We start from the raw sequence: 25971 nt of genomic DNA on the forward strand, positions 1-25971 counted from the left end.
CGGCGCCTTAACCGCGATCGTCGGGGGGCGAAACCGCCTTGTTCCGCGCCGCGGCCTTGCCCAGCCGCCAGTCGGCATAGCGTTGCACGAAGCCCGGCACCGGCAGGCCGCGTTCGACCCAGCCGCCGTGGAACGAGCCCCATTCCCACACGGCGACGATCGCCAGCAGGGCCGCGGCGACGCTGCCGACCGCGAGCGGGGTGGGGTGGGCCAGCACCGCCCAGACGGCGGCAAGGCCGAACAGCACCAGTCCGACAAGATGCGACAACGGCCACAGCAGTCCGGTGCTGGTGACCCGCTTGAACAGCATCGTGCCTGCGAGGAACAGGGCCCCGCCGCCAAGCGAGCAGCCGATGAAGGCAAGGCTGGCGTGGCCAAGCGGATGCTCCAGCATCATTTCGTCCGCGACCGCGGCGACGATGATCCCGGCGACGATCGGGATATGGCTGTAGGTGTAGGCGTTGCGAGCGACCCGCCCGCTGTCCGCGTCATGTTCGATGTGGTCGACGCCTCGCCGCATGCCGACGTCGAAATACACCCACCACATCGCCACCGTGCCGGCAAAGGCGACCAGCGCTGCAAGGACGTTCCCCGTATTCCATTCGATTTCGGAGAATAGCGCGCCGGTGATCAGCACGCCTTCGCCCAGCGCGACGATGATGAACAGCGCCGATCGCTCGGCCATGTGCGCGCCGGACACGGCATAATCGCGGGTCGTCGACCGGCCCAGCACGGGAAGCGCGAACTGCACCAGCGGGCCGAGGAATTCGATGGCGATCGCCGCGAACCACAGGATCAGGCGCAGGTCCGCTTCGACCAGCGCGCCGCCGATCCAGAAGGGGGCGCTGAGCACGAACCAGCCGGCGACGCGCAGCAGGCTCATCGCCAGCCGCGGCCGCACCTGCCACATGATCCAAACGAGGTAGAGCGTCCGCCCAAGCTGGATCGCGACATAGCTTAGCGCGAACCACAGCCCGCGTTCCCCGAACGCATCGGGAATGCTGGCCGACATGCCGAGGCTGGCCAGCATGACGCAGAACACCATCGCGCGCACCGGGACGCAGCTGGGGTTGAGCCAGTTGGTTGCCCAGGCGGTAAAGGTCCACGCCCACCAGACGGCAAGGAACAGGATGCCCGCCTGCACCAGCCCGACGGCGCCGAGGTGGGTGAGCAGGAAGTGCGACACCTGCGTGACCGCAAAGACGTAGACGAGGTCGAAATAGAGCTCGACGAAATCGACCGAGACGTGCTTCGCGTCCGGATCGCGGACCAGGCGGACGCGCCCGCTCATGCGCCGGCGAGAAAGGTGCCCAGGGCCTCGGCCACCGCCTCCGGCGCCTCCCACGGCACGAAATGGCCGGCGTCCTCGATTCGTTCGATCTGCAGGTCCTGCACCAGCTCTTCCAGCCCGACGAGTTGGGCCGGAAGCAGCGCCGGATCGCGCATGCCCCAGATGACCAGGGTCGGGACATCGACCGTTCGCGTGAACGCGGCCGCCCATTCGGGCGTCGCCGCCGCTTCGCCGGGCAGCGGGACAATCATCGGCGAGGCGCGGTACCAGTTGAGCATCGCGGTCAAGGCGCCGGGCCGCGACCAGTCGTCGATATAGCGCTGGCGCTCCGCGGCCGGGACGATGGAGAGGTCGACATGATCGGCAAAGCTCTTGTCGAAGAACCATCCGAAACCCTGGTGGCGGATGTAATCCTCGATCCGCTCGGCCCGGAAGGCGGTGATATATTGCGAGGCCGCGCGCTGGGCCGGGTTATCGATCAGGCTGCGCTGGAAGACGGCGGGGTGGGGCGAATTGACGATCGCCAGCCGGGTCAGGCGCGGATCGCCGCGCAGGGCCGCGGCCCAGGCCACCGCGCCGCCCCAGTCGTGACCGACGAGGGCAAAGTCATCGATTCCCAGCGTCTCGGCCAGCGCGTACATATCGGCGACCAGCGCGTCCGGCCGATAGGCCTCGACGCCATCCGGCCGGTCGGATCCGCCGAAGCCGCGCTGGTCGGGCATTACCAGTCGATTGCGGTCGGCAAGGAGCGGGGCGACGGCCCGCCACGTGCGGTGTGATTCAGGAAAACCGTGGAGAAGGATGACGGCGGGCGCATCGCCGGGACCGTCGATGGCGACGTTGAGCGTCACTCCGGTCGACAGCGGGACCCGGCGGGCCGTGGTCACGGATAGCTGACCGTTAACGGCACTTCGGGCAGCGGGATGAACTCCCCATTGTCGTCGGGCGGAAGCGCGAACTCGCCACCGCGCCAGGCGCGCTTGGCCTCGTTGATGCGATCGCGGCTGGACGAGACGAAATTCCACCACACGTGCCGCTCGCCGTCCATCGGAGCGCCGCCGCAGATCATCAGCGATGCGCCGCCGGCACTGCGCAGAACCGGCGCGCTGCCCGGCGCGAGCAGGATCAGGTGCTGCGGCTCAAGCGCGGTGCCGTCCAGGGTCAGGTCGCCGGCAAGCAGGTAGATCGCGCGCTCGTCGGCGTCATGGTCGATCCGCATCTCGCCATTGGCCGGAACGTCGATCGCGGCGTAAATGGTCGGCGAATGACAGGTTACCGGCGAGGACGCGCCCCAGCCTTCGCCCATCACCAGCCGCACCCGGCACCGGTCGATATCGATGTCGGGAATGCGCGACGCCGCCACATGTTCGAACGCCGGGTCCAGCTCTTCCTTGTCGCGGGGCAGCGCGAGCCACGTCTGCAGGCCCGACATGTCGACGCCGGTGACGCGTTCCGGGCCGGGCGTCCGTTCGCTGTGGGCGATGCCCTTGCCGGCGGTCATCAGGTTCACCGCGCCCGGTTCGATGCGCTGATAGGTGCCAAGGCTGTCGCGGTGATCCATCGCCCCGGCAAAAAGATAGGTCACCGTCGCCAGGTTGATGTGCGGATGCGGCCGCACGTCGAGGCCCTGGCCGGCGTCGATATGCCCCGGCCCCATCTGGTCGAAAAAGATGAACGGGCCGACCATGGTCCGCTGCTTGTGCGGCAGGCTGCGGTGGACCTTGAACCCGCCAAGGTCGTGCGTGACCGGCGCCAGCGTCTGCAATATCGCCGAATCGGTCATCCGCATCCTCCATCGGTGGCACGGCGCGCGCCGCGCTGCTAGCAAGCCGCTCTACTGCGCTCGCAAGACGGACGGAAGCTCCCACGCACATGGTCCCGCACCTGATTGTCATCGACGATTTCCTGAGGAACGCGGAACAGGTCCGCGCCGAGGCGCTGAGTCTCGACTATGAGGTGGAAGGCCGCTTTCCCGGCCTCAACTCGGTGCAGAAGATCCGCATCGAAGGCCTCGACCAGGTGGTGTCCGCGCTGGTCCGCGAACCGGTGCGCGCGCTGGAAACGGAGGGCGGGTCGCACGGCAGCTGTCGGGTCGCCTTTGCCGCCGACGACCAGCCGGGGCGGATTCACATCGACCAGAGCCACTGGTCGGGCATTCTTTACCTGAGCAAGCCGGAAGACTGCCAGGGCGGCACCGAATTCTTCCGCCACCTGCCGACCGCTACCGACCGCGTGCCGATGGACGAAGCGGGGCTAAAAGCGGCCGGTTTCGCCAGTTACGGCGAACTGCAACGGGAGATCCTCGACAAGGATGCGCTCGACCGGTCGAAGTGGGAACGCACGATGACCGTGCCGATGCGCTTTAACCGGTTGGTGCTGCTGTCGCCCCATTACTGGCACACCGCCGGGCCGGGCTTCGGAGATTCTCTAGAAAACGGTCGGCTGATCTACCTGATGTTCTTCATGCGCGGCGCGGCGCAGCGCTGAACCGCCGTCCCGAGCAACCCGGCGGCCGCACGCATTTCCTCACCGTTGCAATGGCTTAAATATCGTTCATCTGGGCTTCAGGTTGCGAGGCCATTAGCGCCTCGATTCCGGAGGCAAACGCGACGACATGTCTTGTCGTCACGGCGCTTCAAGAAACATAATGTATCACGCGAATCGGTGCGGGATTGTCCTTGCCGGTCCGACTTAAATGTCGTCTGGCGGGTGGATGCCGGGCGCTAGGGGGTTTCGAATGCGCGTACTGTTCACGACGACGGCCCTGTCCGGGGCCGCACTGTTCGCCGCCGTTTCGGCCCAGGCCCAGACAGTCATCAGCACCGCGGTGACGAACCCGGTGGCGACCAGCGGCCAGGACCTGAAGATTTCGTCAACCGGCTCGGTCAAGCCGACCAGCGGCACGGCCGTCACGATGAACAGCAACAACAGCGTCGAAAACGACGGCGACATCGCCATTCGCGGCGCCAGCGATGCCATCGGCATCCTTGCCAATCCCAATACCAATGGGACCATCACCAACAGCGGCTCGATCGTCATCGACGAAGACTATACGCAAAAAGACGACGACAACGACGGCGACCTGGATGGCCTGTTCGCGCTCGGCAACAACCGCTTCGGCATCCGCGTTTCCGGCCCGCACACCGGCAATGTGATCAACAGCGGCGATATCCTGGTCGAAGGCAATCAATCGGCCGGCATCGCGCTCGACGGACCGCTGACCGGGTCGCTCAACAGCTCCGGCAAGGTCGAGGTCCTGGGCAATGACAGCGTCGGCATCCGCACCGGATCGGTCAGCGGTAACATCGCGATCACCAGCGGCTCGATCTCCGTTCAGGGCGCCAACGCGGTCGGCCTGATGGTCGGCGGCGACGTCGGCGGCGCGCTGACGCTGCAGGGCGCGATCACCTCGACCGGCTATCGTTACCCGCAGGCGCCGACGGATCCTTCGAAGCTGGATGCCGACGATTTGCTTCAGGGCGGCTCGGCAGTGGTTGTCGGCGGCAATGTCGCGGGCGGCATCCTGCTCGACGTCCGTCCGGCCAACACCGATGAAGACGACACCGACGAAGATAATGACGGCATCGCGGACGCGCAGGAAGGCAACGGGTCGCTGACCAGCTATGGCGCCGCGCCGGCGCTGGCGATTGGCTCCGCGACACGGGATATCGCCATCGGCGAGGTTGGATCGACCGGCTACGGCCTGGTCCTCAAGGGCAACGTCAGCGGCATCGGCGTCTACGACGGCGTCAGCGCCACGGCGATCTCGATCGGATCGCCGGGCCACGCGGTGGATATCGCGGGCGGTGCGTCGATCAGCGGGGCAGTGGCGGCCAATGCCGTAAAGGCGGACGCGACCGCAGTGCACGTGCGGTCCGGTGCGACCGTTCCGACGGTCGAAGTCGACGGCCTTGTCCGCGCCAGCACCAGCGGGTCCGACACCGCGACCGCGCAGGCCATCCTGATCGGGGCCGGCGCCGATGTCACGTCGATCCGCAACAAGGGCATCATCGAAGCGGTGGCCGGCGATGGCGGCACCTTCGCGGCGATCGTCGACCGGTCCGGCAGCGTCAGGCAGATCGTCAACAAGGGCTCGATCAGCGCCGGCACCGCGATCGACGTCAGCGCCAATACGACCGGCGTAACGATCCGCCAGTCGGCGGGCGCGACCGGCAAGCCGGCACCGTCGATCACCGGCTCCATCTTGCTGGGCAGCGGCAACGACTTCCTCGACATCCGTACCGGCAAGATCAACGGCACGATCGATTTCGGCGGCGGCAGTGACCGGTTCAATCTCGGCGGCAACTACAGCGGGCACCTGCTCAACTCGGGCGGGACCGCGGTGACGCTTGGGGCAGGCAGCGTGCTCGGCGTGACCAACACGGGCACCGTCAACCTCAACTCGCTGACGTCGAACGGCGGCGCCATCGGCGTGGTTATCGGCGACAACAGCAACACCTTGTACAACGTTGCCGGCACCGCGTCGTTCGGCGCCGGAAGCAGCGTCGTCGTCAACCTGCAAAAGGTCGGCAGCGCGGCCGGCAGCTACACCATTGTCGATGCCGGAACGCTGGTCGGCGGATCGAACCTCGGCACGTCGATCGACTTGCCGTTCCTGTTCAATTCCTCGCTGACCAGTTCGGAAGCAAACGGGACGGTGACGCTCGACATCGACCGCAAGTCGGCGGCCGAGCTTGGCCTCAATGCGTCGGAAGCGACGGCGATCGATGCTATCCTGGCGGCCGCGGACAACGACCAGCCGATCGCGTCGGTGTTCCTGGGCGTGGAAGACAGCGAGAAGCTCAAGGCCAACCTGCAGCAGCTGCTGCCGGAACACGCCGGCGGGACGTTCGAAACGGCGACCCGCGGCATCCGCCTGGCGACGCGTTTCCTGGCCGATCCCAACCTGCAGCTGGCGGACATGGGCCGCTTCAGCGTGTGGCTGCAGCAGGTCGGCTGGGCCCGCACCAAGTCGATCGGCTCGACCTCCGGCTACAAGCTAAGCGGTTGGGGCGTTTCGGGCGGCGCGGAACTGGCCGTCGGCAAGCTCGGCAGCGCCGGCCTGTCGCTGGCTTATCACGCCGGTCGCGACAACCGCGGCGAAAACGACCTGGGCAGCAACGAGTTTGAGGCCGGCGCCTATTGGCGCGGCGGCACGGGCCCATTGCGCGGCTATGTCCGCGGCGGCGTCGGCCGGGTGTCGTTCGACCAGACGCGCAGGTTCGTCGCCACCGTCGACGGGGACGTCATCACGCGCGAAGCCGATGGTGACTGGAAGGGCACCGTCTATTCGGCCGGCGCGGGCGTCACTTACGATGCGCGGTTCGGCCGCATGTCGGCTCGTCCCCTGCTGGCGCTCGACCATTACAAGCTGACCGAAAAAGGCTTCGCGGAAAGCGGCGGCGGCGAGGCGTTCGACCTGATCGTCGATGGCCGCAGCAGCCACGAGACCAGCGCGACCGCGACCTTGTCGCTGGGCTACGAACTGCTGTCGCTCGACCATCGCGAAACCTGGATGCGGATCGAGCTGGAAGCGGGCCGGCGCGAGATCATCTCCGGCGAGCTTGGGCCGACGACGGTGCGTTTCGCCGACGGGACGCCGTTCACGCTGGTCGCCGAGAAGCGCACCAGCGGCTGGCTTGCCGGCCTGCGCGCGATCGGCGGCAGCTCGGCGATGACTGCGGCCGCGGAGTTGAACACCGAGCAGCAGCAGGGCGATTCCGCGCTCGGCGGGCGCTTCTCGATCCAGCTGCCCTTCTGATCGGCGCGCCGGGGGCGATGCGCTCCCGGCGGCTGCCTATTCGGTCGGTTCGGCGTCGTCGCGATCAGGTTTGAACAGGCGGCGCACCCGGCGTCCGGCACGCGTCCGCGCCACCACCAGCACCAGGGCGACAAGCGCCAGCCATGGCAGCAGGACGGCGAGCACGCGCAGGACAACGTCGATCATCGTCACCAGGCTGGCTACGAACATCCGCGCGGCCTCGCGCAGCGGATTGGCGCGGAACCCGCTGATCCCGCCGCGGCCAAAATAGGTGAATTCCATCGGTGTGCGGGCCAGTTGCGCCTGTGCGTCGGCGACCGTTGCCCGGGCGCCGGAAAGCTCGGACCGCAGGCCGTTCAGCTGCGCCTGCAACTGCGCCCGCTCCGCACCCGCGGAAGCGGTGGCGAGCTGCTTCTCCAGGTCGGCAATGCGCTGGCGAACGTCGGCTTCGCGGCGGCCAGCCTCGCTGGTGACGGGTTCGGTATCGGTACCGCTGAATTCGGTGCGGCTTAGCTTGCCGTCGGCAACGGTGACATCGGCGGTCGCCTGCTTGCCGAACGCGCGGGCGATGTCCGGGGCCAGCTTGACCTCGAGACTGGCCGAAACGGCGTCGTCGTCATCGACCGCAAAGCGCATCCCGGTAATCCGGCAGCGGGCGGCGCCCAGCGCTTCGCACCGGCTCGCATGCCGCTCCTGCACGCCTGAAATCTGCTCATCGGCAAGCTGGAAGACATAATCGTAGCGAAAGGCGACACCCGGCGCCGCGGTCGGGGAAATGGCCGGCGGTTCGCGCTCCAGCACGGTGTCGTCGGCAGTGGATCGATCGGGCCCCTGCGAGCAGCCCGCGGCAAGCAGTCCCAACGCCACGGTCTTGTGCCACGTCTTCATCGCTCTCCCCCCTTATTCTCCCGGCGCCCGTGCCTTGATCGACAAGGCGTGGACGCGCTCGCCGACCATCTCGCCCAGTGCCCGGTGGACCAGCCGCTGGCGCTCGACTCGCGACTTGCCGGCGAAGTGCGCGCTTTCGATGGTCAGCGTGAAATGGCTCTCGCCCGACGGGTTGTATCCGCCGTGGCCGCGATGCTTTTCGCTGTCGTCGACCAGCTCCAGCCGCGTCGGGTCCAGCGCTTGCAAACGGTCGATCATTTCGCGTGCGACGGGGCCGGTGGCAGGTGCGTCCATCGCTCCTATATAGTCCGGTTCAGCAAGCGAGGAAGTTGTGGCGTCGAAACACGCACGGATGCACGGCAAGGTCGACGGGGCGGAAGCGGAATGCGCCTACCCGGGATGCCGCGCGCCCGGAGAATATAAGGCGCCGATCCTGCCCGCCAGCTTCGACGGGCCGGGCGTCTACCGGCTGCTGTGCCTCGACCATGTCCGCGAACATAACGCCAAGTATAATTACTTCACCGGCATGAGCCCGGAGGAGATCACCGAGGCGCAGCGGCCGCTGGCCGACTGGGACCGACCCAGCCGGCGGTTTCGCCATGCGGGTGCCGACCCAGCCCCGGCGTGGGCCGACTTCGCCGACCCGCTCGATGCGATTGCCGCGCGTTTCCGCACCGCCGACCGTGGCCCGCCGCAGCGCTTCACGCCCGGCGAGCGCAAGGCGCTGAGTGTCCTTGGCCTTGGCGACGACGCGGAGTTGAAGGACGTGCGCGCCAAATATTCTAAGCTGGTCCGCCGCTTCCATCCCGACCGCAACGGCGGCGACAGGAGCCTGGAACGCGAGCTCGGCCGGGTGATCGAGGCGTGGCAGACGTTGAAGACCGCGCGGGCCTTCACCGATGCTCAATCGCGGTCGGGCGCGCCAAGCGGGAAATAGGGGCGATAGGGCCGCGCGCCCTCGACCGATTTCGACACCGCCGGATGGGCGAGCAGCCGCGCCCGGTAAGCGGACAGGCGGGGGCGCGTGTCGCCGATCGGGTCGACCCAGTCTGCATAGAACAAGGCGGGCGCGGCGGCGCAGTCGGCCATGGTGAACGCGTCGCCCGCGGCCCATTGGGCGTCCGGCAGGTTCGCTTCCAGCCAATCGTAGGTCAGCCGCAGCGCGGCGATCCCGCGCTCGGCGGGCAGGCCCTCGCCGTCGGGCCAGATCGCGTGATTGACGCTCGGCTGCATGTTGCCCTGGACGTGAAGATCGAAGACGCGGTCGAGAAAGCGCACGCGCCGGCCCAGATCGCCTTCGGGAATCCACACGTTGGGTCCGGGATGACGGACTTGCAAATGCTCGATGATGCAGCTGGTTTCCGCGACGACCTCGCCGTCATCGACCAGCAGCGGGAATTTCCCGAGCGGCCACAGCGCCTTCAACTCGTCCATCACGCCGGGATGCGCGGGGTCGACGTTGCGATACTCGTAAGCCGTGCCGTCGGCGTCGAGCGCGATCTGCACTTTCCAGCAGAACGAGCTGAACGGGTGCGCGTAAAGCGTGAGGCTCACCAGGTGCCGTCCGCGATGCGCTGCTGCCGGTCCGCCTCGCGCTGGCTGGTGGACGGAATCGGGCCTTCGGGCGGGTAGGGCGGCAAGTCGCCGGCGGGTACGAGGGTCGTGATGACGGCGCCCTGGTCGGTAACCTTGTGATCGGTCACCTTCAGTTTTTCCGTCGGCGTGCCGTCACTAAACAGGCGTTTGCCCGACCCCAGCGTGACCGGGAAGGTCATCAACGTGAGCGTGTCGATCAGGCCCTTTGCAAGCAGTTCGGGGTAAATCGTGCTCGACCCCTGGATGATGATGTCCGGGCCATCTCCCTGTTTGACCCTGGCGACCTCATCGATGCTCGAAAGCCGGTGGCTGTTCTGCCATTCCAGCGCCTGGTCGCCGCGGGTCAGCACGTATTTGTTGGCGCGGTCGAATGCCTCGCTCATCGGCTTGTTGTCGCCTTTGGCGTATGGCCAGTAAGCGGCGAAAATATCGTAGGTGCGGCGGCCGAGCAGAAGGTCATAATCGCCCGAGAACAGCTCGCCCAGCGTGGGTTCGATGCCCGGGTCCCAGATCTTGAAGAGCCAGCCACCCTGGTCGAAGCCGCCGGTCGGGTCCTCGGTCGGACCGCCCGGGGCCTGCATGACCCCATCAAGCGAAACGAACGCCGCTGCTTTGATCTTACGCATCTTCGGTCTCGCCCGCGATCGCCGCCTCGATCCTGGCGACATCAATCTTCTTCATGTTCATCATCGCCGTGAACACGCGCTTAGCGACGGCGGGGTTGGGGTCGCTATTGCCCTCCAGCAGGACGCGCGGGGTGATCTGCCAGGAAAAGCCCCACTTGTCCTTGCACCAGCCGCAATCGCTTTCCTGCCCGCCGTTGCCGACGATCGCATTCCAATACTTGTCGGTCTCGGCCTGGTCCTCGGTCACGACCATGAAGCTGACCGATTCGTTGGGGGTGAAGTTGGGGCCGCCGTTGAGGCCCGAAAAGGCGCGGCCGAGGACGGTGAAGTTGACCGTCAGCTCGTCGCCCGCGTGGCCGTCGGGATAATCGCCGGGCGCGGCCATCGCATCGCCGACCGAACTGTCGGGAAAGGTCGCGGCATAGAATTCGGCGGCCTTGCGCGCCTCGCCATGGTCGAACCACAGCACCGTCGTCAGCTTGTCCATGTCGCTCCTTCTTCAGCTCTTGCGCGGGCCGACGAGGGCGAACGTTGCGCCCTGAGGATCCGTGCCAATCAGCGAATATTCGCCGCCGGGGATTTCGTCCGGGCCCATCGTCACCTTGCCCCCGCCGTCGGCAACCGCGGTCGCCGCGCGGTCGATGTCGTCGACGCCGATGTAATAGGTCCACAAGGACACCGGCATCGCGTCGAGCTTGCGCATTACCGCACCGATGGCGACGCCGTCCTTCTGGATGAACTTGTAATCGCCCATCTCGCCCATCGGCATCCCGCCCTCCTGGGTCCAGCCGAAGGTGCGCGTATAGAAGTCGATCGCCGCGTCCTGGTCGCTGGTCGAAAGCTCGTTCCAGCGGACGTGTTGCGGCTGGTCGACGGAAAAGACATCGCTCTTCGCATCGGCCGGCGTGCCCGGAGGCGGGGTCGGCGTCATCAGGTAAATGGGCGCGCCCTGCGCATCGGCGACCATCGCGATGCGCCCGACGCCCGGCATGTCCGTCGCGGGCATCAACGCCTTGCCGCCGGCGGCCTCGGTCGCGGCGACGGTCGCATCGACGTCGTCACAGTGGAGATAGCCGAGCCACACGGGCCGAGCGCCATGGTCGCGCATCGCATCTGTCAGCGTCAGCACGCCGCCGGCATTGCCGCCGTCCGACCGTTTGATCATGCGATATTCGGTGTCGCCGGGGACCGACGACTGCGCATCGATGTCCCAGCCGACGACCGAGTCGTAGAAGGCCTTCGAACCTGCCGGGTCGGGCGTGATCAGCTCGTACCAGATAAACCCCCCGCTCACGCCTTGTCCTCCTTGCTGTCGAACACGGGTTCGAAGCCGCCCCAGAACATGCGCTTGCCGTCGAACGGCATCGGTTCGTCGGGTGCGGAATCGCTTTCCATGTTCGTCTTCCACGCCGCATCGCGAGTCGTCTTGTCGGGCCACTCGATGAAAGAGAAGACGATATGCTCCCCGTCCTCGGCCTTCACCGCGCGATAATAATCGGTCTGCTTGCCGTGCTTGACGTCGTCCGACGCCGCTTCGACCACGCGCAGCGCGCCCTGTTCGCGAAAGACCTTGGCCATTTTTTCCGCAAGCGCGCGATACTCGTCCTTTTTCGCATCGGGCACTGCGAGGACGAAGCCGTCCGTGTAGGTCCCGCCGCCGCCCTCGCCCTCGTCGAGGATGCTGGCGAACCCGCCATAGACCATGCGCTTGCCGTCGAACGGCATCGACTTGGACATCTGCTCCATGCGCGGATCTTCCATCATCCGGGCATTGACCGCATCGCGCGCGGCCTTGTCGGGATATTCGAACCAGCTGAACAGCACCGATTCGCCGTCCTTGGCCTCGACCGCGCGGCGGAAATCGGTGTGCTTGCCCTCGGGGATGTCGTCGCCCCACGTCTCGACCATCCGCGTCACGCCAAATTCGCGGATCAGGTCGTACGCTTCGCGCGCATGGGCCAGATACGCATCTTTGTTGGCGGTCGGGACTGGCGTCACGAAGCCCTCGAAATAGGTCATGCGGCTGCTCCTTCCGGTTCGTTTTCGCGATAGGTTTGCATCTGGTCGGCCAGCGCGCGCTGAAAAGCGGGGCGTGCCTCGCAGCGGGCGACATAAGCGGCAAGATTGTCGAATTGCGCGACCATGTCCGTGTGGCGCACGCCGCGCAGCACGGTGGTCATGATCAGGTCGCCGATGCTGAATTCGGCGCCGTCGAGATAATCCTTGTCGCCCAGCCAGTCAGACACGCGCTTGAGCTTGAGGCGGGCGAAGTCCGCAGCGCCGGGACGGCGAAGCCTGGCCCATTCCTCCCCGGCGTAGAAAAGGTCGATAAGGACGAGGTTGAGCAGGGACGGCTCGACGCTGTTGAGCGCGGCATAGCTCCACTGGATAGCGCGATAGCGGCCGGCCGTGTCGGCGGGGAGCAATACCCCAGCTTTCTCGGCGATATATTGTACGATCGCCCCGGTTTCGAAAATCTGGACATCGCCGTCGCGCAGCACCGGCACCTGGTCGAACGGCTGCTCGCCCAGATATTCGGGCGGCCGCTGCTGGCCGAACAGCCGGGCGCGATAGTCCAGCCCCGCTTCCTCAAGCGCCCACCGCGCGCGCAGGTCGCGCACCACGCCCTGCGCAAAGGGCGGGACCCAGGCAAAGCCGGTGATCTCGATCGCTGCATCGTCGTTCAGCGGCATCTTAAGCACCCACGCTTTCGAAGCTGTCGGCGCCCTGCTCGGCGGCGGCCTCATCCATCCACATCACTTCCCAATGGTGGCCATCCGGGTCTTCGAAGCTGCGGCCGTACATCATCTCGCCCATTTCCTGCTTGGGCCCGATGTCGGGCTTGCCGCCCGCGGCAGCGGCCCGGTCGATCGCGGCGTCCACGGCAGACCGACTGCCGGCCGAGATCGCAAGCAGCACAGCGCTGGTGGCGTGGGCGTCGGCAATCGGCTTGGGCGTGAAACCCTGATAGAAATCGTGCGCCAGCAACATGACGTGGATGGTCCCGCTGAGCCGGATCATCGCCGCCTTATCGTTAGAGAATTTGGGCTCCTTCGTACCGCCGATCGCTTCATAGAAGGCGATCGATCGGTCGAGGTCGGCGACCGGCAGGTTCACGAAAATCATCGTATCGGCGTCCACTCTTCCCTCCATGGCGACTCGATTCGCTTGCGTTTTTGCGCGACTCAGTTATAAAAAGCAACTGAGGAGTTAGAAGTTATAACCAAGATGGGACAAGGCGAGACCAAACGGCGGTACGACGACGCCTGCGGACTGGCCCACGCGCTGGACCTGATCGGCGAACGGTGGTCGATGCTGATCCTGCGCGAACTCGCTTACGGGTCGCGCCGCTTTTCCGAAATCAAGGCCGACCTGCCGGGGATCAGCGCAAACGTGCTCACCCAGCGGCTGGCCGAACTCGAACGGCGCGGACTGGTGGTGCGGCGCAAGCTGCCGCCGCCGGCCTCGGTGCAGGTGTACGAAGCGACGCCCTGGGCCCTGGAAGCTGCGACCGTGATCGGACAGCTCGGCCGCTGGGCGGCGCGCAGTCCGCAGCACGACCCAACCCTGCCGCTCAGCCATGCAGCAATCATGATGTCGCTCGAAACGATGATCGATGCGGGGCGCGCGGGCGACCTGTCCGGGACGTTCGAATTCAGCTTCGGCGACATCGTTTACACCGGCGTTCTGGGCGACGGGCGATTCGCCGTCACGCGCGCGCCGTCGCCGGGCAGCGACGTGCGCATCGCCGCGACACCCCACGCGCTGGCCGGCGTGATCTATAACGGGGCGCCGATCGACCTTATTTCGGTGGAGGGAGACGTCGCGCTCGCCAAGCGTTTCTTCACGCTCTTCCCACTGCCGGCGAAGGCCTACTGATCCGGCACATTGAGCGCGGGCGCAGCCTCCTCTAAGGGCCGAACGATGAACGACATTGCCAATGTGAATCCCGAAAGCCGCTCCGAAACGGTGATGACCGCGCCCGACCGGATGGTGAAGGTGCGCGAGGTTTTCGGGGTCGATTCGGACATGGAAGTGCCGGCGTTCAGCGAGGCGGACGAGCGCGTTCCCGACCTCGACCCGGCCTATGTGTTCGACGCCAATACCACGCTGGCGGTGTGCGCGGGCTTCGCCAACAACCGCCGGGTGATGGTCCAGGGCTATCACGGCACCGGCAAGTCGACCCACATCGAACAGGTCGCTGCGCGCCTCAACTGGCCGCTGATCCGGATCAACCTCGACGCGCACATCAGCCGCATCGACCTGGTCGGGCGCGATGCGATCGTGCTGCGCGACGGCCAGCAGGTGACCGAATTCCGCGAAGGCCTGCTGCCGTGGGCGCTGCAGCACCCGGTGGCGCTGGTGTTCGACGAATATGACGCGGGACGGCCGGACGTGATGTTCGTCATCCAGCGCGTGCTGGAAACCGAAGGCAAGCTGACGCTGCTCGACCAGAACCGGGTGATCCGGCCCAATCCGTGGTTTCGGTTGTTCGCGACAACCAACACCGTCGGGCTGGGCGACACCACCGGCCTCTATCACGGCACGCAGGCGATCAATCAGGGCCAGATGGACCGCTGGAACATCGTCACCACGCTCAATTACCTGCCGGCCGAGATCGAGGCGCGGATCGTGCTCGCCAAGTCGGGCGAATATGACAGCCCGGACGGCAAGGGCACAGTCGACAAGATGATCAAGGTCGCCGAGCTCAGCCGCCAGGGCTTCGTCAATGGCGACATTTCGACCGTCATGAGCCCGCGCACGGTGATCAGCTGGGCGCAGAACGCGCTGATCTTCGGCGATGTCGGCTTCGCCTTCCGCGTGTCGTTCCTCAACAAGTGCGACGAATCGGAACGCGCGATCGTCGCGGAATATTACCAGCGGGTGTTCGGCAGCGACCTGCCCGAAAGCATCGTCGCCAAGGTTTAGGGGGCGGGCGGCGGCACCGGCTCCTCGTCGGGGCGCCGTGGCACCGCTTCGACAAACAGCGACATCATCGTCCACACGATCAGTGTCGCCATGAGATGCTGCGGTATGGACTCGCCATCATCCAGCACCGGCCGGAACACGCGCGGCAGCGACAACGTCATCGCCACCGCCAGACCGGCGTAGATGTATTTGGAACGGCTCGCCGAAACGTAGAGGATCGCGATGACGATGCCGCTGACGAGCAGCAGCAGGGCCGCGAACTCAACGGTGTCGAGGCGCTCTGTACCCGCCATCACGAAGCCCAGCACCGCGCCGAAGAAGGTGTTCATCCCGGCGTGATTGGCGCGATATTCGCTTTCGGTCGGGACGAATGCATTGCGGAACAGATTACGCACGGCGCGGCCCCCTTTGACGCCATCCTGCGGGCGGGCAGCAGCCTTGGCAAGCCGGTGGCGGCTCGCATCTTGGGCGGGCATGAAAAAGGGCGCCCCGGCCGATGCCGGAGCGCCCCATTTTCGATCGCTTTACTTAGAAGATGTAATCGTGACCGACGTGGAAGTCGTTCGCGATCGCAAGGTCGGCAGCAGCAAAGCTGGCGGCGGCGACTGCCGGTGCGCTGCTGGTCGCGGCCAGATTCCGCGCCGCGGTCGCGTTGGACCCGAACACGAAATCGTCGGCATCGACACCGTTGGTGTTGAGCAGGACCATGACGAAGTCGGCCGAGCCGCCGTCGGTATTGCCGTACACCACCGTTACCGGGCCGGCGGCGCCTGCGCCGGGCTGACCGTCGATGTCGATCCCCAGCGCGTTTTCAGCGCCGTTGATGCTGTCGAACACCTTGTAGGTCAGATCGCCGGCGCTCTTGTTGTTGGCCGTACCCTTGAAGGTGAACGCGCCCAGACCGGACAGGTCGATCACGTCGTTGCCGTTGGCGTCGAAGTCGGTGATCACGTCCCAGGAGAAGGAACCCTTCTTGGTTGCGACCTTGGTGCCCTGCTCGCCGACGAAAACGTCGTTACCGGCACCCAGCGTGATGACGTCGATGCCGTCGCCGCCGCTGATGATGTCGTTACCGGCATTGCCGACCAGACGGTTGTTCGCACCGTTGCCGATGATCCGGTCATCGCCCGAACCGCCGATCGCATTCTCCATCGTCACGCCATAAGCGATGGCGATGTTGTCGACCGGCCGGCCATCGGGGCCGACGCCGTTATTGGCGAAGAAGGCGTCGAATTCGGCGTCGGTTTCAAGGCCGAAATACTCGCCCCAATAAGCCCGCTGAGCGTCAGTCATCGCATTGCCGGCGCTGCTGAACGCGCCTTCGTTGATGTCGATCAGGTTGTCGCCGGTGAAGCCCGACAGGTCGAGTGTATCGTTCCCGCCGCCGTCCCAGATCGTCACGATCGGGTTGGTGTTCTGGGTGAAGTCGAACACCGAACGGTCGGCATTGCTGTTGAAGCCGTAGACCGTATCGCCCGACCGGGTTTCGTAATCCGCGCCATACAGGTTCTGCACCGCAAGGATGTCGTGGAGCGCCGGGGTCTGCGCGTACACGAACGAGCCGGTGTTCCAGTTGATCGCGGCCTGGCCGGTCACGGTGCCACTGAAGTAGCTCATGATCGTGTACTGCTGCGAATCCTGGAAGAAATAGGCGTGGTTGTTGTAGGTGATCGGCGGGGGCGTGGTGCTGGCATTGTAATCGCCGGCATGGGCCAGGCCGAGGCTGTGACCGAGTTCATGAGTGATCGCGAACCAGCCATAGGCGCCCATCTGGGCATTCGCGCCCGAGAAGCTGCCCTGGTATTGGATGTTGGCCCACACGTCGCCAGCCTGACGGCCGGCTTCTTCAAATCCGTAGGAAGCGAGCGTTTCTTCCTGCGGATAGTAAGCGTGCGCACCGGCCGACGCGCTCATCCGCGTGAAGCCGAACGTGATGTCGGCATTGGGCGCCGAATCCGCCGCGCGGATTTCGATGTCGATGAGATCGTCCCACAGCTGGATGGTCTGCGTTGCCATCGCCCGCTGCGCCGGGGTGAAACTCGCGAAATAGCCCTGGTAGAGATAGACCTGATCGTTCGTCAGAACGTAGCCGTCCTCGCTGATCTCACCATAGTAGCTGTTGAGCGCTTGGACACGAGAGTCCCAGAAGCCGAACGTCAGGACGCCGTCGTCGAGCGCGCCATTATTACCGAAGGTCCAGTCCACGCCCGGTCGGGTAAGGTTGTCGGCAGCCTGTTCGGGCGTCCAGATCGGGAGCCCGTTATTGGCCGTGGTCCCTGCATAGGGATCGGCCGAGGCGTCTGACACGCCGACATACTGGTCGAAATTATTCTGCGTCGGCAAAAAATCGTCGTCCATCTCGTACAAGTAATCAGGCATTGCGAATTATCCCTCCCGAAAAGGCGCTATTGGATGTCCGACACGATTGGCCGATGAAGCTTGCTCGGCGCGCCACCGAGAAGCGTGTTGAAAGCTTCGACCGGGCCTTGCAGCACCCAGTCGCTCTGAACTTTGACTAGCGAGGCGGTGGCCTGCAGCGGTTCCATCTCACCCTGCGGCATTGCCAGACGGACCGGCGTCACCTGAAGGTTCATGGTCTGCCGCCGGTCATCGACCGCGACGCTGCTGACCTTCACGCGCAGCAAAAGCTGCTGCGACAGGCGGGCAAGATCGGGCGACTTGGTATCTGCGGCAGTCGCGGCGGAAACCGGCAGGCTAGTCAGCCGCTGGGCTTTCTTGACAAGCTGTCCGCACACGCTGTCGCGCAATGATGCTGAAATCGTTGAATCGAAGTCACACGCGATCACCACGCGCTCCACGCCGATCATAGTCGGCGCCGGTGTGCTGCCCATAGCTGCTGTTGATCCCATGATGACCGCGCTCGCGGACAGTCCCACTCGGAACATTCGAATTCCCCACCCCAGAAATGCGATTCGCAATGCGCCAGAAGCAATAATTTCTTAACCATGTCAATGGCTTTGCCGCGAGCTAAAGTGTTGTCCTGCCGACATAAATCGGCTGCCGCTATGGGGCGGCAAGCCATTTGCCGCAGGAAAAAAATTCTGGCCGGCGCGAACTCGCTTCGACCGTCAAATGGCGGTAACCGGTTGATCGATGCCCGAGCAGACGCGCCTCGATCGCTTCCGTAACGCCTTGGCCGGCGCGGCGCGGGCGATCGCGCGCGATGCCGAGCTTGAAGTCGTATTTGCGTCCGACACGGCCTCACCGGCCGGGCGCGCCGCGCGGGTGCCCTCGCCGGGCGCTGGACTTGAGCCCAAGCTGGTCGCCGAAGCGCGCGGCGCGGCGGATTCGGCGGCCCTTCGCCTGCGCCATCACGATCCCCGGCTGCACCATTCGCTGGCCCCCGCGGAGCCGGAGGCGCGGGCGGTATTCGATGCGCTGGAAACGGTGCGTATCGAGGCGCTGGGCGCGCGGGCGATGAGCGGCGTCCGGGCCAACCTTGCCCAGCTGACCGAGGCGCGCGTGCGCGGCGATGCGATCGTTCGCGCCCGCAGTGCCGAGGAAGTGCCGCTGGCGACCGCCGTCGGGCTGTTTGCCCGCCAGCGGCTGACCGGCGACGCCGCGCCTGCCTCGGCACGGCCGGGCCTGGAACTGGTCGAGCCGTGGATCGAGGACCGGGCCGCGGCCGACCTCGACGGCCTGGCCTTGACGCTTGACGACCAGGCGGCCTTCGCCCGGCTGTCGCGGCAGTTGCTCGAGGACCTCGACCTGGCAAGCGCCGCCGAGGAGGCGGAGGATGCGCCGGAAGAGGATGGCGACGACGAGGGCGAGGACGACAGCGGCGAAGACGGCGAGGACGAGGGCGACAGCGCGCCAGAGTCCGGTGACGCGGAAATGCGGGCCGAGCAGGGCGACGACCAGTCCGACGACGAACAGTCGAGCGAGGACTTCGAATCCGACGACGACGACATGTCCGACGGCGAGGAGGATGGCGACAGCGGCGTGCCCGGCCAGGCGCGGCGCAACTGGGACCCCGCGCCGGCAACCGATTACACGGAATTCACGCGGCAGTTCGACGAGATCATCGAGGCTGACGTGCTGTGCGACGAGATGGAGCTGACCCGGCTACGCGCCTCGCTCGACGAGCAGATCGGCGGATTGCACGCGGTGGTCACCCGGCTTGCCAATCGCTTGCAGCGGCGGTTGATGGCGCAGCAGGCGCGCAGCTGGGACTTCGACCAGGAAGAAGGGCTGCTCGATGCCGCGCGGCTGGCGCGGGTGGTGGTCAGCCCGGCGCACTCGCTCAGCTACAAGGTCGAGCGCGATACCGAATTCCGCGACACGGTGGTGTCGCTGCTGATCGACAATAGCGGATCGATGCGCGGCCGTCCGATCGCCATCGCGGCGATCTGTGCCGACATTCTCGCGCGGACCCTGGAGCGCTGCGGGGTGGCCAGCGAGATTCTCGGCTTCACCACTCGGGCGTGGAAGGGCGGCCAAAGCCGCGAGGCGTGGCTGGCGGCGGGCCGTCCGGCCCATCCCGGGCGGCTCAACGACCTGCGCCACATCGTCTACAAGAAGGCCGACGAGCCGTACCGTCACGCACGGCGCAACCTTGGCCTGATGATGCGCGAAGGATTGCTGAAGGAGAATATCGACGGGGAAGCGCTGCTGTGGGCGCACAACCGCCTGATCGCGCGGCCCGAGGAGCGGCGCATCCTGATGGTCATTTCCGATGGCGCGCCGGTCGACGATTCGACGGCGTCCGCCAATGGCGGCACCTATCTGGAACGGCATTTGCGGCAGGTGATCGGATGGATCGAGCAGAAATCGCCGGTCGAACTGGCGGCGATCGGGATCGGCCATGACGTGACCCGCTATTACAAGCGGGCAGTGACGATCATGGATGCCGAACAATTGGGCGGAGCGATGACCGACCAGCTCGCCAGCCTGTTCGAGGGGGCATAAAATTTGGCCCGACACGATTGCTCGTGCCGGGCCGCCCTCGTTACGCGACGCGAGGGTTTATCTGGGAGCGATTTTGCCCCGCCGTCTGTAACAGGGAGAAAGGGGGAAACCCTGCCACACCAACGGCTTATAAGTGATTCGGGGCGACTGAATGCTGAACCGGCAATGCAGCTTTCGTTCACGATTCGGCGGTCCCGGAGCGGCTCATGGACGCGGTGACCGCGGAACCTTCGGGAGCGGCCGTGCCGGCGCGAGATGCATTCGATTCGCGCGGTGCCGAAATCACGTTCCTGGCCCTGGTCGCGGCGGCAATCGGCTTGGCCGCTTATGCGCTCTCCGGTGACAGCTGGAATAAAGCGATCGTGTTGGGAGGGGTCGCGGGTTTCGGCTTGTTGCTAGCATTGGTCCCGGCGCGAATCCCCGCGACGTTCAAGCTGCTGTTCCTGGGCGCCGCGCTGGCCAGCGCCGGTTTTTATACGTGGCGTTTCTGGCGCGAGGCGACGCCGTTCGACGAGAGCGTCCATTTCATGACGAGCTGGGCGCTGGCCTGCGGCCTGACATGGATTTTATTCGGTGCGGACCGGATCGTCCGGCGTCCCGACCGCGCCTTCCTGGTTGCGGCGGCCATCGCCATCGGCACGAGCCTTGGCATCGTATGGGAGGGGATCGAACTGGCGCTCGGTATCCAGACCGGGGTCCAGGACACGGTCGTCGACCTGCTGGCCGACCTGCTGGGGTCGGTCGCAGCCGGTACGTTCCTGGCCTGGGCTTCGGGGAAGGTCGGACCGCAGGGCGCGGCCCGATCCGCTTAGGCGGCGGCTTGCGCGGCGGCCTTCTTGACGATTTCGCGCTTCAGCTTCTGGGCTTTGAGCGACAGCTTGTCGTCGCTGGTCTTCAACAGCCAGTTGTCGAGCCCGCCGACATGTTCGACCGAACGCAAGCCGTGGGTCGAAACCTTAAGCTTCACGCGCCGCTCGAGGGCGTCGGAAATCAGCGTGACGTCCTGCAGGTTGGGCAGGAACACCCGCTTGGTCTTGTTATTGGCGTGGGAAACATTGTTACCCACCTGCCGGCCCTTGCCGGTCAGCTCGCATACGCGCGACATGGTCTTATCCTGAAAATTGGCGGGACCTGTAGGCCCTCGAATTTGCGCCGCCCCGTTAGCGTCTGAGGCAGTGCGCGTCAATGCGCGGCGCAACCTCGGCGCTCCATTCGCGTTCTACCAGTCCGTCGTCTAGTCGACACTGCACAAACGAAAGATCCGGCATGCGAGCGATTCTATTCATTTTGATTATTGCCGTCGTCGCGCTGATCATCGCGGTCGCGACAGGCTTTCTAGACATCAGCCAGACCCGTTCCGCGCAGGCGCCGGACCTTAGCGTCAACGGCGCGTCGGTGACCGCGAAGGGCGGCCAGACCCCGGCGTTCGACGTAGAAACCGGTTCGGTTTCGGTCGGGACCCGCGAAACCAACGTCGCGGTGCCCAACCTGCGCGTGAACCCGCCCGACCAGCCCGCGGCGACCCAGGCCGACAACAGCGTTTCGAACGAGGCGTTCTAACGGGCAATGACAGCTTGGCGTGCGTGCGGTACCGCACCGGCCATGCCATTTCCCTTGCCACCGCCGATGCGCCGCGCGCTCGACCTGGCAGCCGCCGCTGCGGCGGCGGGCGAAGTGCCGGTTGGCGCGGTGATCAGCAAAGACGGGAAGATCGTCGCCGAATCGCGCAATGCCATGCGCGGCAACCTTGACCCCACGGCGCATGCCGAGATGGTGGCGATCCGCGCCGCCGCCGAAGCGCTGGGCCAGCCGCGGCTGGACGGCTGCATCCTGTGGGTGACGCTGGAACCGTGCGCGATGTGCGCCGCCGCGGCCTCGCTCGCCCGGGTCGCCGCGGTGCATTACGGCGCCGACGATCCCAAGGGCGGCGGGGTAGCGCACGGACCGCGCATCTTCAGCCAGCCGACCTGTCATCACAGGCCCGACGTGCTTGGCGGGATCGGGGAAAGCGAATCGGCGGACCTGCTCAAACACTTTTTCGAACAGCGGCGGGCCTGACGGTGACGGCTGCGCCTCGCCCCCCTTTCCGGTCGCTCGCTGCACGGCCGCGCTTGAAGCGGCGCGAATTTAGCGGCAGATGCCGTCTGGCATGAGCATGGACCTGCTCCCGTTTCCCTGGCTAGACGTCGTCATCATCCTCGCGCTGATTGCGCTCAACGGCGCGTTCGCGATGAGCGAACTGGCCATCGTGTCGTCGCGCGAGGCGCGGCTGAAGGGGCTGGCCAAGGCCGGCAGCAGTGGCGCCAAGGGCGCGCTCAAGCTTGCCTCGGACCCCGGCCGCTTCCTGTCGACCGTGCAGATCGGCATCACCCTCATCGGCATCCTCGCCGGTGCCTACTCGGGCGCCAGCCTCGGCACCCCGGTGGCGCAACGGCTGGTTCTGCTGGGCCTTGAGCCGGACACGGCGGAAAATGTCGGCTTCGGGCTGGTGATCGTCGCTGTCACCTATCTCTCGCTGGTCATCGGCGAGATCGTACCCAAGCAGTTCGCGTTGCGCTCGCCCGAAGCCCTGGCGGTAATCGTGTCGCGGCCGATGCAGTGGCTGTCGCGGATCGCGGCGCCGATCGCTTGGCTTCTCGACCGCACCAGCGCGCTCATCTTCAAGACCCTTGGTCTCAACCGCGAATCGGAAAATGCGGTGACCGCGGAGGAGCTCCACATGGTCGTTGCGGAAGCGAAGACCGCGGGCGTGCTGGAAGAAAGCGAGCGGGCGATCATCTCCGGCATCGTCCGGCTGGCGGACCGGCCGGTGCGCGAGGTGATGACCCCCCGCACCGACGTCGACTGGGTCGATATCGATTCCACCGGCGAGCAGTTGCGCGCCGCGATCAAGCAGACGCCGCACAGCCGGTTGCCGGTGGCCGAAGGGTCGGTCGACAATATCGTAGGCGTGGTTCAGCTGCGCGACGTGCTGGAAGCGATGATGGACGCGCGGCCGCTGAACCTGCGCGAACTATCCAGCGCGGCGCCGGTCATTCCAGACCTGATGGACGCGATGGATGCGCTTGCCGTGCTGCGCTCGGCCAACGTCCCGCTGGCGTTCGTCCACGACGAATATGGGCATTTCGACGGCATCGTCACGCCGGGAAGCATCCTTGCCGCCCTCGCCGGCGCCTTTCACCACGATATCGAGGAAGGCGACGAGCCCGACTTTTTCGAGCGCGAGGACGGATCGTTCCTGCTGTCGGGCGCGGCCAATGCGGACGTGCTGGCCGACCGGCTTGGCGTCAGGCTGGCAGAGGATCGCGACTTTTCGACCGTTGCCGGCTTTGCTTTGCACGTCCTGAAGCGCCTTCCGGAGGTTGGCGAGACCTTCACCCGCGATGGCTGGAGCTTCGAAATCGTGGACTTGGACGGGCGCAAGATTGACAAACTGATCGCGACTCCGCCACGGCGGAAGCGGGCGCCGCCGACGGACGCCGGGTAAGAAGGGGCCGCAGGGCCAAGAGGAGCGATCGGAGTGGACGATACCGCGCTGTTGCTTGCCCGACTGCAGTTCGCCTTTACCGTTTCCTTCCATTTCCTGTTTCCGTCCTTCACCATCGGCATCGCCAGCTATCTCGCGGTGCTCGAAGGGCTGTGGCTGAAAACGGGCCAGGCGCGGTTCTTCAACCTGTTTCGCTATTGGCTGAAGATCTTCGCCATCGTCTTCGCAATGGGCGTCGTGTCGGGCATCGTCATGTCCTATCAATTCGGGACCAACTGGTCGGTCTTCTCGGACAAGGCGGGGCCGGTGATCGGGCCGTTGATGGCCTATGAAGTGCTGACCGCCTTCTTCCTCGAAGCGGGCTTCCTCGGCGTCATGCTGTTCGGGCTCGACCGCGTCGGCAAGAAGCTGCACTTCTTCGCCACCTGCATGGTTGCCTTCGGCACCGTCATGTCGGCCTTCTGGATCCTGTCGGTGAACAGCTGGATGCACACGCCCACCGGCTATGCGTTCAACGACGTTGGCCAGTTCGTGCCGGCGCGCGGCTGGCTGGAAATCATCTTCAACCCCAGCTTCCCCTATCGTCTCGCCCACACGGTCACCGCCGCCTATTTGACGACCGCCCTAGCGGTCGGCGGGGTTGCTGCCTGGCACCTGCTACGCGGACGCGGCACGCCGGAAGTCCGAACGATGTTCTCCATGGCGATGTGGATGGCGGCCCTCGTCGCGCCGGTGCAGATCTTCCTCGGCGACCAGCACGGGCTCAACACGCTGGAGCATCAGCCGGCCAAGGTGATGGCCATGGAAGGGCATTTCCAAAGCCATCCCGACGGCGCTCCGCTGGCTCTGTTCGGAATTCCGAACCAGGACGAACAGCGGCTCGACTATGCGATCGAGATCCCGAAGCTGTCGTCGCTCATTCTCAAGCACAGCCTCGACGCGCCGCTGGCCGGGCTCGACACCGTGCCGCGCGCGGACCAGCCGCCGGTGGCGATCGTCTTCTGGTCGTTCAGGATCATGGTCGGGCTGGGCTTCCTGATGTTCGGCCTCGGGCTGCTCAGCCTGTGGGCGCGGTGGCGCGGGACGCTTTACACGTCGGGTTGGCTGCATCGTATCGCGCTGGCGATGGGGCCGGCGGGCTTCGTCGCGGTCATTGCCGGGTGGATCACCACCGAAGTCGGCCGCCAGCCTTTCGTCATCTACGGCCTGCTGCGTACCGCCGACGCGGTCGCGCCGGTCGGCGCACCGGCGGTCGCCATTTCGCTGCTCGCCTTCATCATCGTCTATTTCGCGGTCTTCGGCACGGGCGTGTGGTACCTGCTGAAGCTGATGAGCGACCCGCCAAGCGAGGGCGAGGAAGATCCGCTGGACGCGCCGATCCGAAGCGCCGGACTTACCGCAGCCGCGGCGGTCGGGACGGAAGATGGCCAGCCGCGCAGCGAGACCGCGGGCGAGGACAAGAGCTGATGGAACTGACGATCATCTGGGCCTTCTTCATCGCCTTCGGCATCGCGGCTTACGTGGTGATGGACGGCTTCGACCTTGGCATCGGCATCCTCTTTCCCTTCTTCCGGGTCGGCAAGGAACGCGACCAGGCGATGAACGCCATCGCCCCGGTCTGGGACGGCAATGAAACCTGGCTGGTGCTGGGCGGCGGCGGCCTGCTGGCGGCCTTTCCGCTGGCCTATGCGATCATCCTGCCGGCGCTTTACGCACCGCTGATCGCGATGCTGCTGGGCCTGGTGTTCCGCGGAGTCGCCTTCGAATTTCGCTGGCGCGACCCGGCCCACCGCGCGCGTTGGGACGCGGGCTTTTTCATCGGCTCGCTGGTCGCGGCGCTGATGCAGGGGATCACGCTCGGCGCCCTGCTGCAGGGGATCGAGGTCGACGGCCGCGCCTACGCCGGCGGCTGGTGGGACTGGCTGTCGCCGTTCAGCCTGCTCACGGGTGTCAGCGTGGTCGCCGCTTATTCATTGCTCGGCGCGACCTGGCTGGTGTGGAAGACGGAAGGGCGGCTGCACGAGGATGCGCGGCGCTTGGCGCGGATCGCGACGCCGGCAATGCTTGGCGCCATCGGCGCGGTCAGCCTGGCGACGCCGTTCCTGGAAGAACAATATTTTCACCGCTGGTTCGAATGGCCCGGCCTGTTGGTCGCGGTGCCGATGCCGATCGTGGTCACCGGCATCGCTGTATTGTTGTGGACCAAGCTTAAGCGCTGCGCCGACTGGCTGCCCTTCGTGCTTGCGCTGGCGATGTTTGCCCTGACCTTGGTCGGGCTGGGCATTTCGATCTGGCCCTATGTGATCCCCGGCCGGGTGACGATCTGGGACGCCGCCGCGCCGGAAACCAGCCAGGCGTTCATGCTGGTTGGCGCTCTGGTCCTGGTACCGATCATCCTCGCCTACACCGCCTGGTCCTACTGGGTGTTCCGCGGCAAGGTCGGCGAGGAAGGCTACCACTAATC

28 protein-coding genes are annotated in these 25971 nt (G+C 65.8%); 12 read left to right on the forward strand and 16 right to left on the reverse strand.

Annotated elements, in window-relative coordinates; translation table 11 throughout:
* Window positions 1-7 precede the first annotated feature (7 nt).
* Genes H8M03_RS09990 through H8M03_RS10000 form a run of 3 tightly spaced genes read right to left on the reverse strand, consistent with a single transcriptional unit; the run spans window position 8 to window position 3074 of the window.
* Window positions 8-1291: a low temperature requirement protein A gene (locus tag H8M03_RS09990; protein WP_187479294.1), complete on the reverse strand. Its 1284-nt coding sequence runs from the start codon at window positions 1289-1291 to the stop codon at window positions 8-10.
* Window positions 1288-2178: an alpha/beta fold hydrolase gene (locus H8M03_RS09995; protein ID WP_187479295.1), complete on the reverse strand. Its 891-nt coding sequence runs from the start codon at window positions 2176-2178 to the stop codon at window positions 1288-1290. The genes H8M03_RS09990 and H8M03_RS09995 overlap by 4 nt, the downstream gene beginning before the upstream one ends.
* The gene (locus H8M03_RS10000; protein WP_187479296.1) at window positions 2175-3074 is read right to left on the reverse strand and encodes a pirin family protein; all 900 of its coding nucleotides are present in this window, start codon (window positions 3072-3074) and stop codon (window positions 2175-2177) included. The genes H8M03_RS09995 and H8M03_RS10000 overlap by 4 nt, the downstream gene beginning before the upstream one ends.
* Before the next feature lie 89 nt (window positions 3075-3163).
* Here H8M03_RS10000 and H8M03_RS10005 point away from each other — a divergent pair, with 89 nt between their 5' ends.
* Window positions 3164-3778, forward strand: coding sequence for a DUF6445 family protein (locus tag H8M03_RS10005; RefSeq protein ID WP_187479297.1), 615 nt, complete (start codon window positions 3164-3166; stop codon window positions 3776-3778).
* Window positions 3779-4028: 250 nt separating this feature from the next.
* Window positions 4029-7052 carry an autotransporter outer membrane beta-barrel domain-containing protein gene (locus H8M03_RS10010; protein ID WP_187479298.1) on the forward strand — a complete coding sequence of 1008 codons (3024 nt, stop codon included), beginning with the start codon at window positions 4029-4031 and terminating at the stop codon, window positions 7050-7052.
* A gap of 36 nt (window positions 7053-7088) precedes the next feature.
* Here H8M03_RS10010 and H8M03_RS10015 read toward each other — a convergent pair whose 3' ends face one another.
* Entirely contained in the window at window positions 7089-7940 is an 852-nt protein-coding gene (locus tag H8M03_RS10015; protein WP_187479299.1) for a hypothetical protein, read from the reverse strand.
* Between the two features lie 12 nt (window positions 7941-7952).
* Window positions 7953-8234 carry a BolA family protein gene (locus H8M03_RS10020; protein WP_187479300.1) on the reverse strand — a complete coding sequence of 94 codons (282 nt, stop codon included), beginning with the start codon at window positions 8232-8234 and terminating at the stop codon, window positions 7953-7955.
* Window positions 8235-8292: 58 nt separating this feature from the next.
* On the opposite strand from H8M03_RS10020, the gene H8M03_RS10025 reads away from it, so the two are divergent.
* On the forward strand, window positions 8293-8877 hold the full coding sequence (locus H8M03_RS10025; protein WP_187481037.1) for a J domain-containing protein: 585 nt from the start codon (window positions 8293-8295) through the stop codon (window positions 8875-8877).
* Here the strand turns inward: H8M03_RS10025 and H8M03_RS10030 are convergent.
* Genes H8M03_RS10030 through H8M03_RS10060 form a run of 7 tightly spaced genes read right to left on the reverse strand, consistent with a single transcriptional unit; the run spans window position 8844 to window position 13303 of the window.
* On the reverse strand, window positions 8844-9494 hold the full coding sequence (locus H8M03_RS10030; RefSeq protein ID WP_187479301.1) for a glutathione S-transferase family protein: 651 nt from the start codon (window positions 9492-9494) through the stop codon (window positions 8844-8846). The genes H8M03_RS10025 and H8M03_RS10030 overlap by 34 nt on opposite strands.
* The gene (locus tag H8M03_RS10035; RefSeq protein WP_187479302.1) at window positions 9491-10162 is read right to left on the reverse strand and encodes a dihydrofolate reductase family protein; all 672 of its coding nucleotides are present in this window, start codon (window positions 10160-10162) and stop codon (window positions 9491-9493) included. The genes H8M03_RS10030 and H8M03_RS10035 overlap by 4 nt, the downstream gene beginning before the upstream one ends.
* On the reverse strand, window positions 10155-10649 hold the full coding sequence (locus H8M03_RS10040) for a VOC family protein (protein ID WP_187479303.1): 495 nt from the start codon (window positions 10647-10649) through the stop codon (window positions 10155-10157). The genes H8M03_RS10035 and H8M03_RS10040 overlap by 8 nt, the downstream gene beginning before the upstream one ends.
* 12 nt (window positions 10650-10661) lie before the next feature.
* On the reverse strand, window positions 10662-11456 hold the full coding sequence (locus tag H8M03_RS10045) for a VOC family protein (protein WP_187479304.1): 795 nt from the start codon (window positions 11454-11456) through the stop codon (window positions 10662-10664).
* Entirely contained in the window at window positions 11453-12181 is a 729-nt protein-coding gene (locus tag H8M03_RS12985; protein ID WP_187479305.1) for a DUF1428 domain-containing protein, read from the reverse strand. The genes H8M03_RS10045 and H8M03_RS12985 overlap by 4 nt, the downstream gene beginning before the upstream one ends.
* Entirely contained in the window at window positions 12178-12855 is a 678-nt protein-coding gene (locus H8M03_RS10055) for a glutathione S-transferase family protein (RefSeq protein ID WP_187479306.1), read from the reverse strand. Before H8M03_RS10055 ends, H8M03_RS12985 begins: the two co-directional genes overlap by 4 nt.
* 1 nt (window position 12856) lies before the next feature.
* The gene (locus tag H8M03_RS10060; protein WP_425506845.1) at window positions 12857-13303 is read right to left on the reverse strand and encodes a VOC family protein; all 447 of its coding nucleotides are present in this window, start codon (window positions 13301-13303) and stop codon (window positions 12857-12859) included.
* 87 nt (window positions 13304-13390) lie between these two features.
* Here H8M03_RS10060 and H8M03_RS10065 point away from each other — a divergent pair, with 87 nt between their 5' ends.
* Entirely contained in the window at window positions 13391-14041 is a 651-nt protein-coding gene (locus tag H8M03_RS10065) for a winged helix-turn-helix transcriptional regulator (protein WP_187479307.1), read from the forward strand.
* A 45-nt stretch (window positions 14042-14086) separates the two neighbouring features.
* A complete protein-coding gene (cobS, locus tag H8M03_RS10070) occupies window positions 14087-15091 on the forward strand; it encodes a cobaltochelatase subunit CobS (RefSeq protein ID WP_187479308.1) in 1005 nt (334 codons plus the stop codon).
* Here cobS and H8M03_RS10075 read toward each other — a convergent pair.
* From H8M03_RS10075 to H8M03_RS10085, 3 genes are read right to left on the reverse strand one after another with little or no spacing between them, the layout of a single operon-like run.
* Complete coding sequence (locus H8M03_RS10075) at window positions 15088-15567, reverse strand: hypothetical protein (RefSeq protein WP_187479309.1); 480 nt, start codon at window positions 15565-15567, stop codon at window positions 15088-15090. The genes cobS and H8M03_RS10075 overlap by 4 nt on opposite strands.
* 52 nt (window positions 15568-15619) lie before the next feature.
* Complete coding sequence (locus tag H8M03_RS12915; protein WP_187479310.1) at window positions 15620-17470, reverse strand: M10 family metallopeptidase C-terminal domain-containing protein; 1851 nt, start codon at window positions 17468-17470, stop codon at window positions 15620-15622.
* A gap of 26 nt (window positions 17471-17496) precedes the next feature.
* Entirely contained in the window at window positions 17497-17997 is a 501-nt protein-coding gene (locus tag H8M03_RS10085; RefSeq protein WP_187479311.1) for a hypothetical protein, read from the reverse strand.
* Between the two features lie 208 nt (window positions 17998-18205).
* On the opposite strand from H8M03_RS10085, the gene cobT reads away from it, so the two are divergent.
* Together cobT and H8M03_RS10095 are read left to right on the forward strand one after the other, a co-directional pair.
* Entirely contained in the window at window positions 18206-20020 is a 1815-nt protein-coding gene (gene cobT, locus H8M03_RS10090; protein WP_187479312.1) for a cobaltochelatase subunit CobT, read from the forward strand.
* Between the two features lie 206 nt (window positions 20021-20226).
* Window positions 20227-20832: a DUF2238 domain-containing protein gene (locus H8M03_RS10095; RefSeq protein WP_187479313.1), complete on the forward strand. Its 606-nt coding sequence runs from the start codon at window positions 20227-20229 to the stop codon at window positions 20830-20832.
* Here the strand turns inward: H8M03_RS10095 and rpmB are convergent.
* The gene (gene rpmB, locus H8M03_RS10100; RefSeq protein ID WP_187479314.1) at window positions 20829-21125 is read right to left on the reverse strand and encodes a 50S ribosomal protein L28; all 297 of its coding nucleotides are present in this window, start codon (window positions 21123-21125) and stop codon (window positions 20829-20831) included. The two genes, H8M03_RS10095 and rpmB, sit on opposite strands and share 4 nt — an antisense overlap.
* Before the next feature lie 182 nt (window positions 21126-21307).
* Between rpmB and H8M03_RS10105 the strand changes: the two genes are divergently transcribed.
* The 5 genes from H8M03_RS10105 to cydB all read left to right on the forward strand — a co-directional run bounded on the left by H8M03_RS10105 (window position 21308) and on the right by cydB (window position 25969).
* Entirely contained in the window at window positions 21308-21580 is a 273-nt protein-coding gene (locus H8M03_RS10105) for a hypothetical protein (protein ID WP_187479315.1), read from the forward strand.
* Between the two features lie 66 nt (window positions 21581-21646).
* On the forward strand, window positions 21647-22078 hold the full coding sequence (locus H8M03_RS10110) for a nucleoside deaminase (RefSeq protein ID WP_246448849.1): 432 nt from the start codon (window positions 21647-21649) through the stop codon (window positions 22076-22078).
* Between the two features lie 91 nt (window positions 22079-22169).
* Window positions 22170-23507 (forward strand): hemolysin family protein, encoded by a 1338-nt coding sequence (locus H8M03_RS10115; protein WP_187479317.1) that lies wholly within the window; start codon window positions 22170-22172, stop codon window positions 23505-23507.
* A 33-nt stretch (window positions 23508-23540) separates the two neighbouring features.
* Entirely contained in the window at window positions 23541-24974 is a 1434-nt protein-coding gene (locus H8M03_RS10120; RefSeq protein ID WP_187479318.1) for a cytochrome ubiquinol oxidase subunit I, read from the forward strand.
* Entirely contained in the window at window positions 24971-25969 is a 999-nt protein-coding gene (cydB, locus tag H8M03_RS10125) for a cytochrome d ubiquinol oxidase subunit II (RefSeq protein WP_425506871.1), read from the forward strand. Before H8M03_RS10120 ends, cydB begins: the two co-directional genes overlap by 4 nt.
* Window positions 25970-25971: the final 2 nt, after the last annotated feature.

The organism is Sphingomonas sabuli, from assembly GCF_014352855.1.
In the GTDB taxonomy this organism is placed as follows: Bacteria; Pseudomonadota; Alphaproteobacteria; order Sphingomonadales; family Sphingomonadaceae; genus Sphingomicrobium; species Sphingomicrobium sabuli.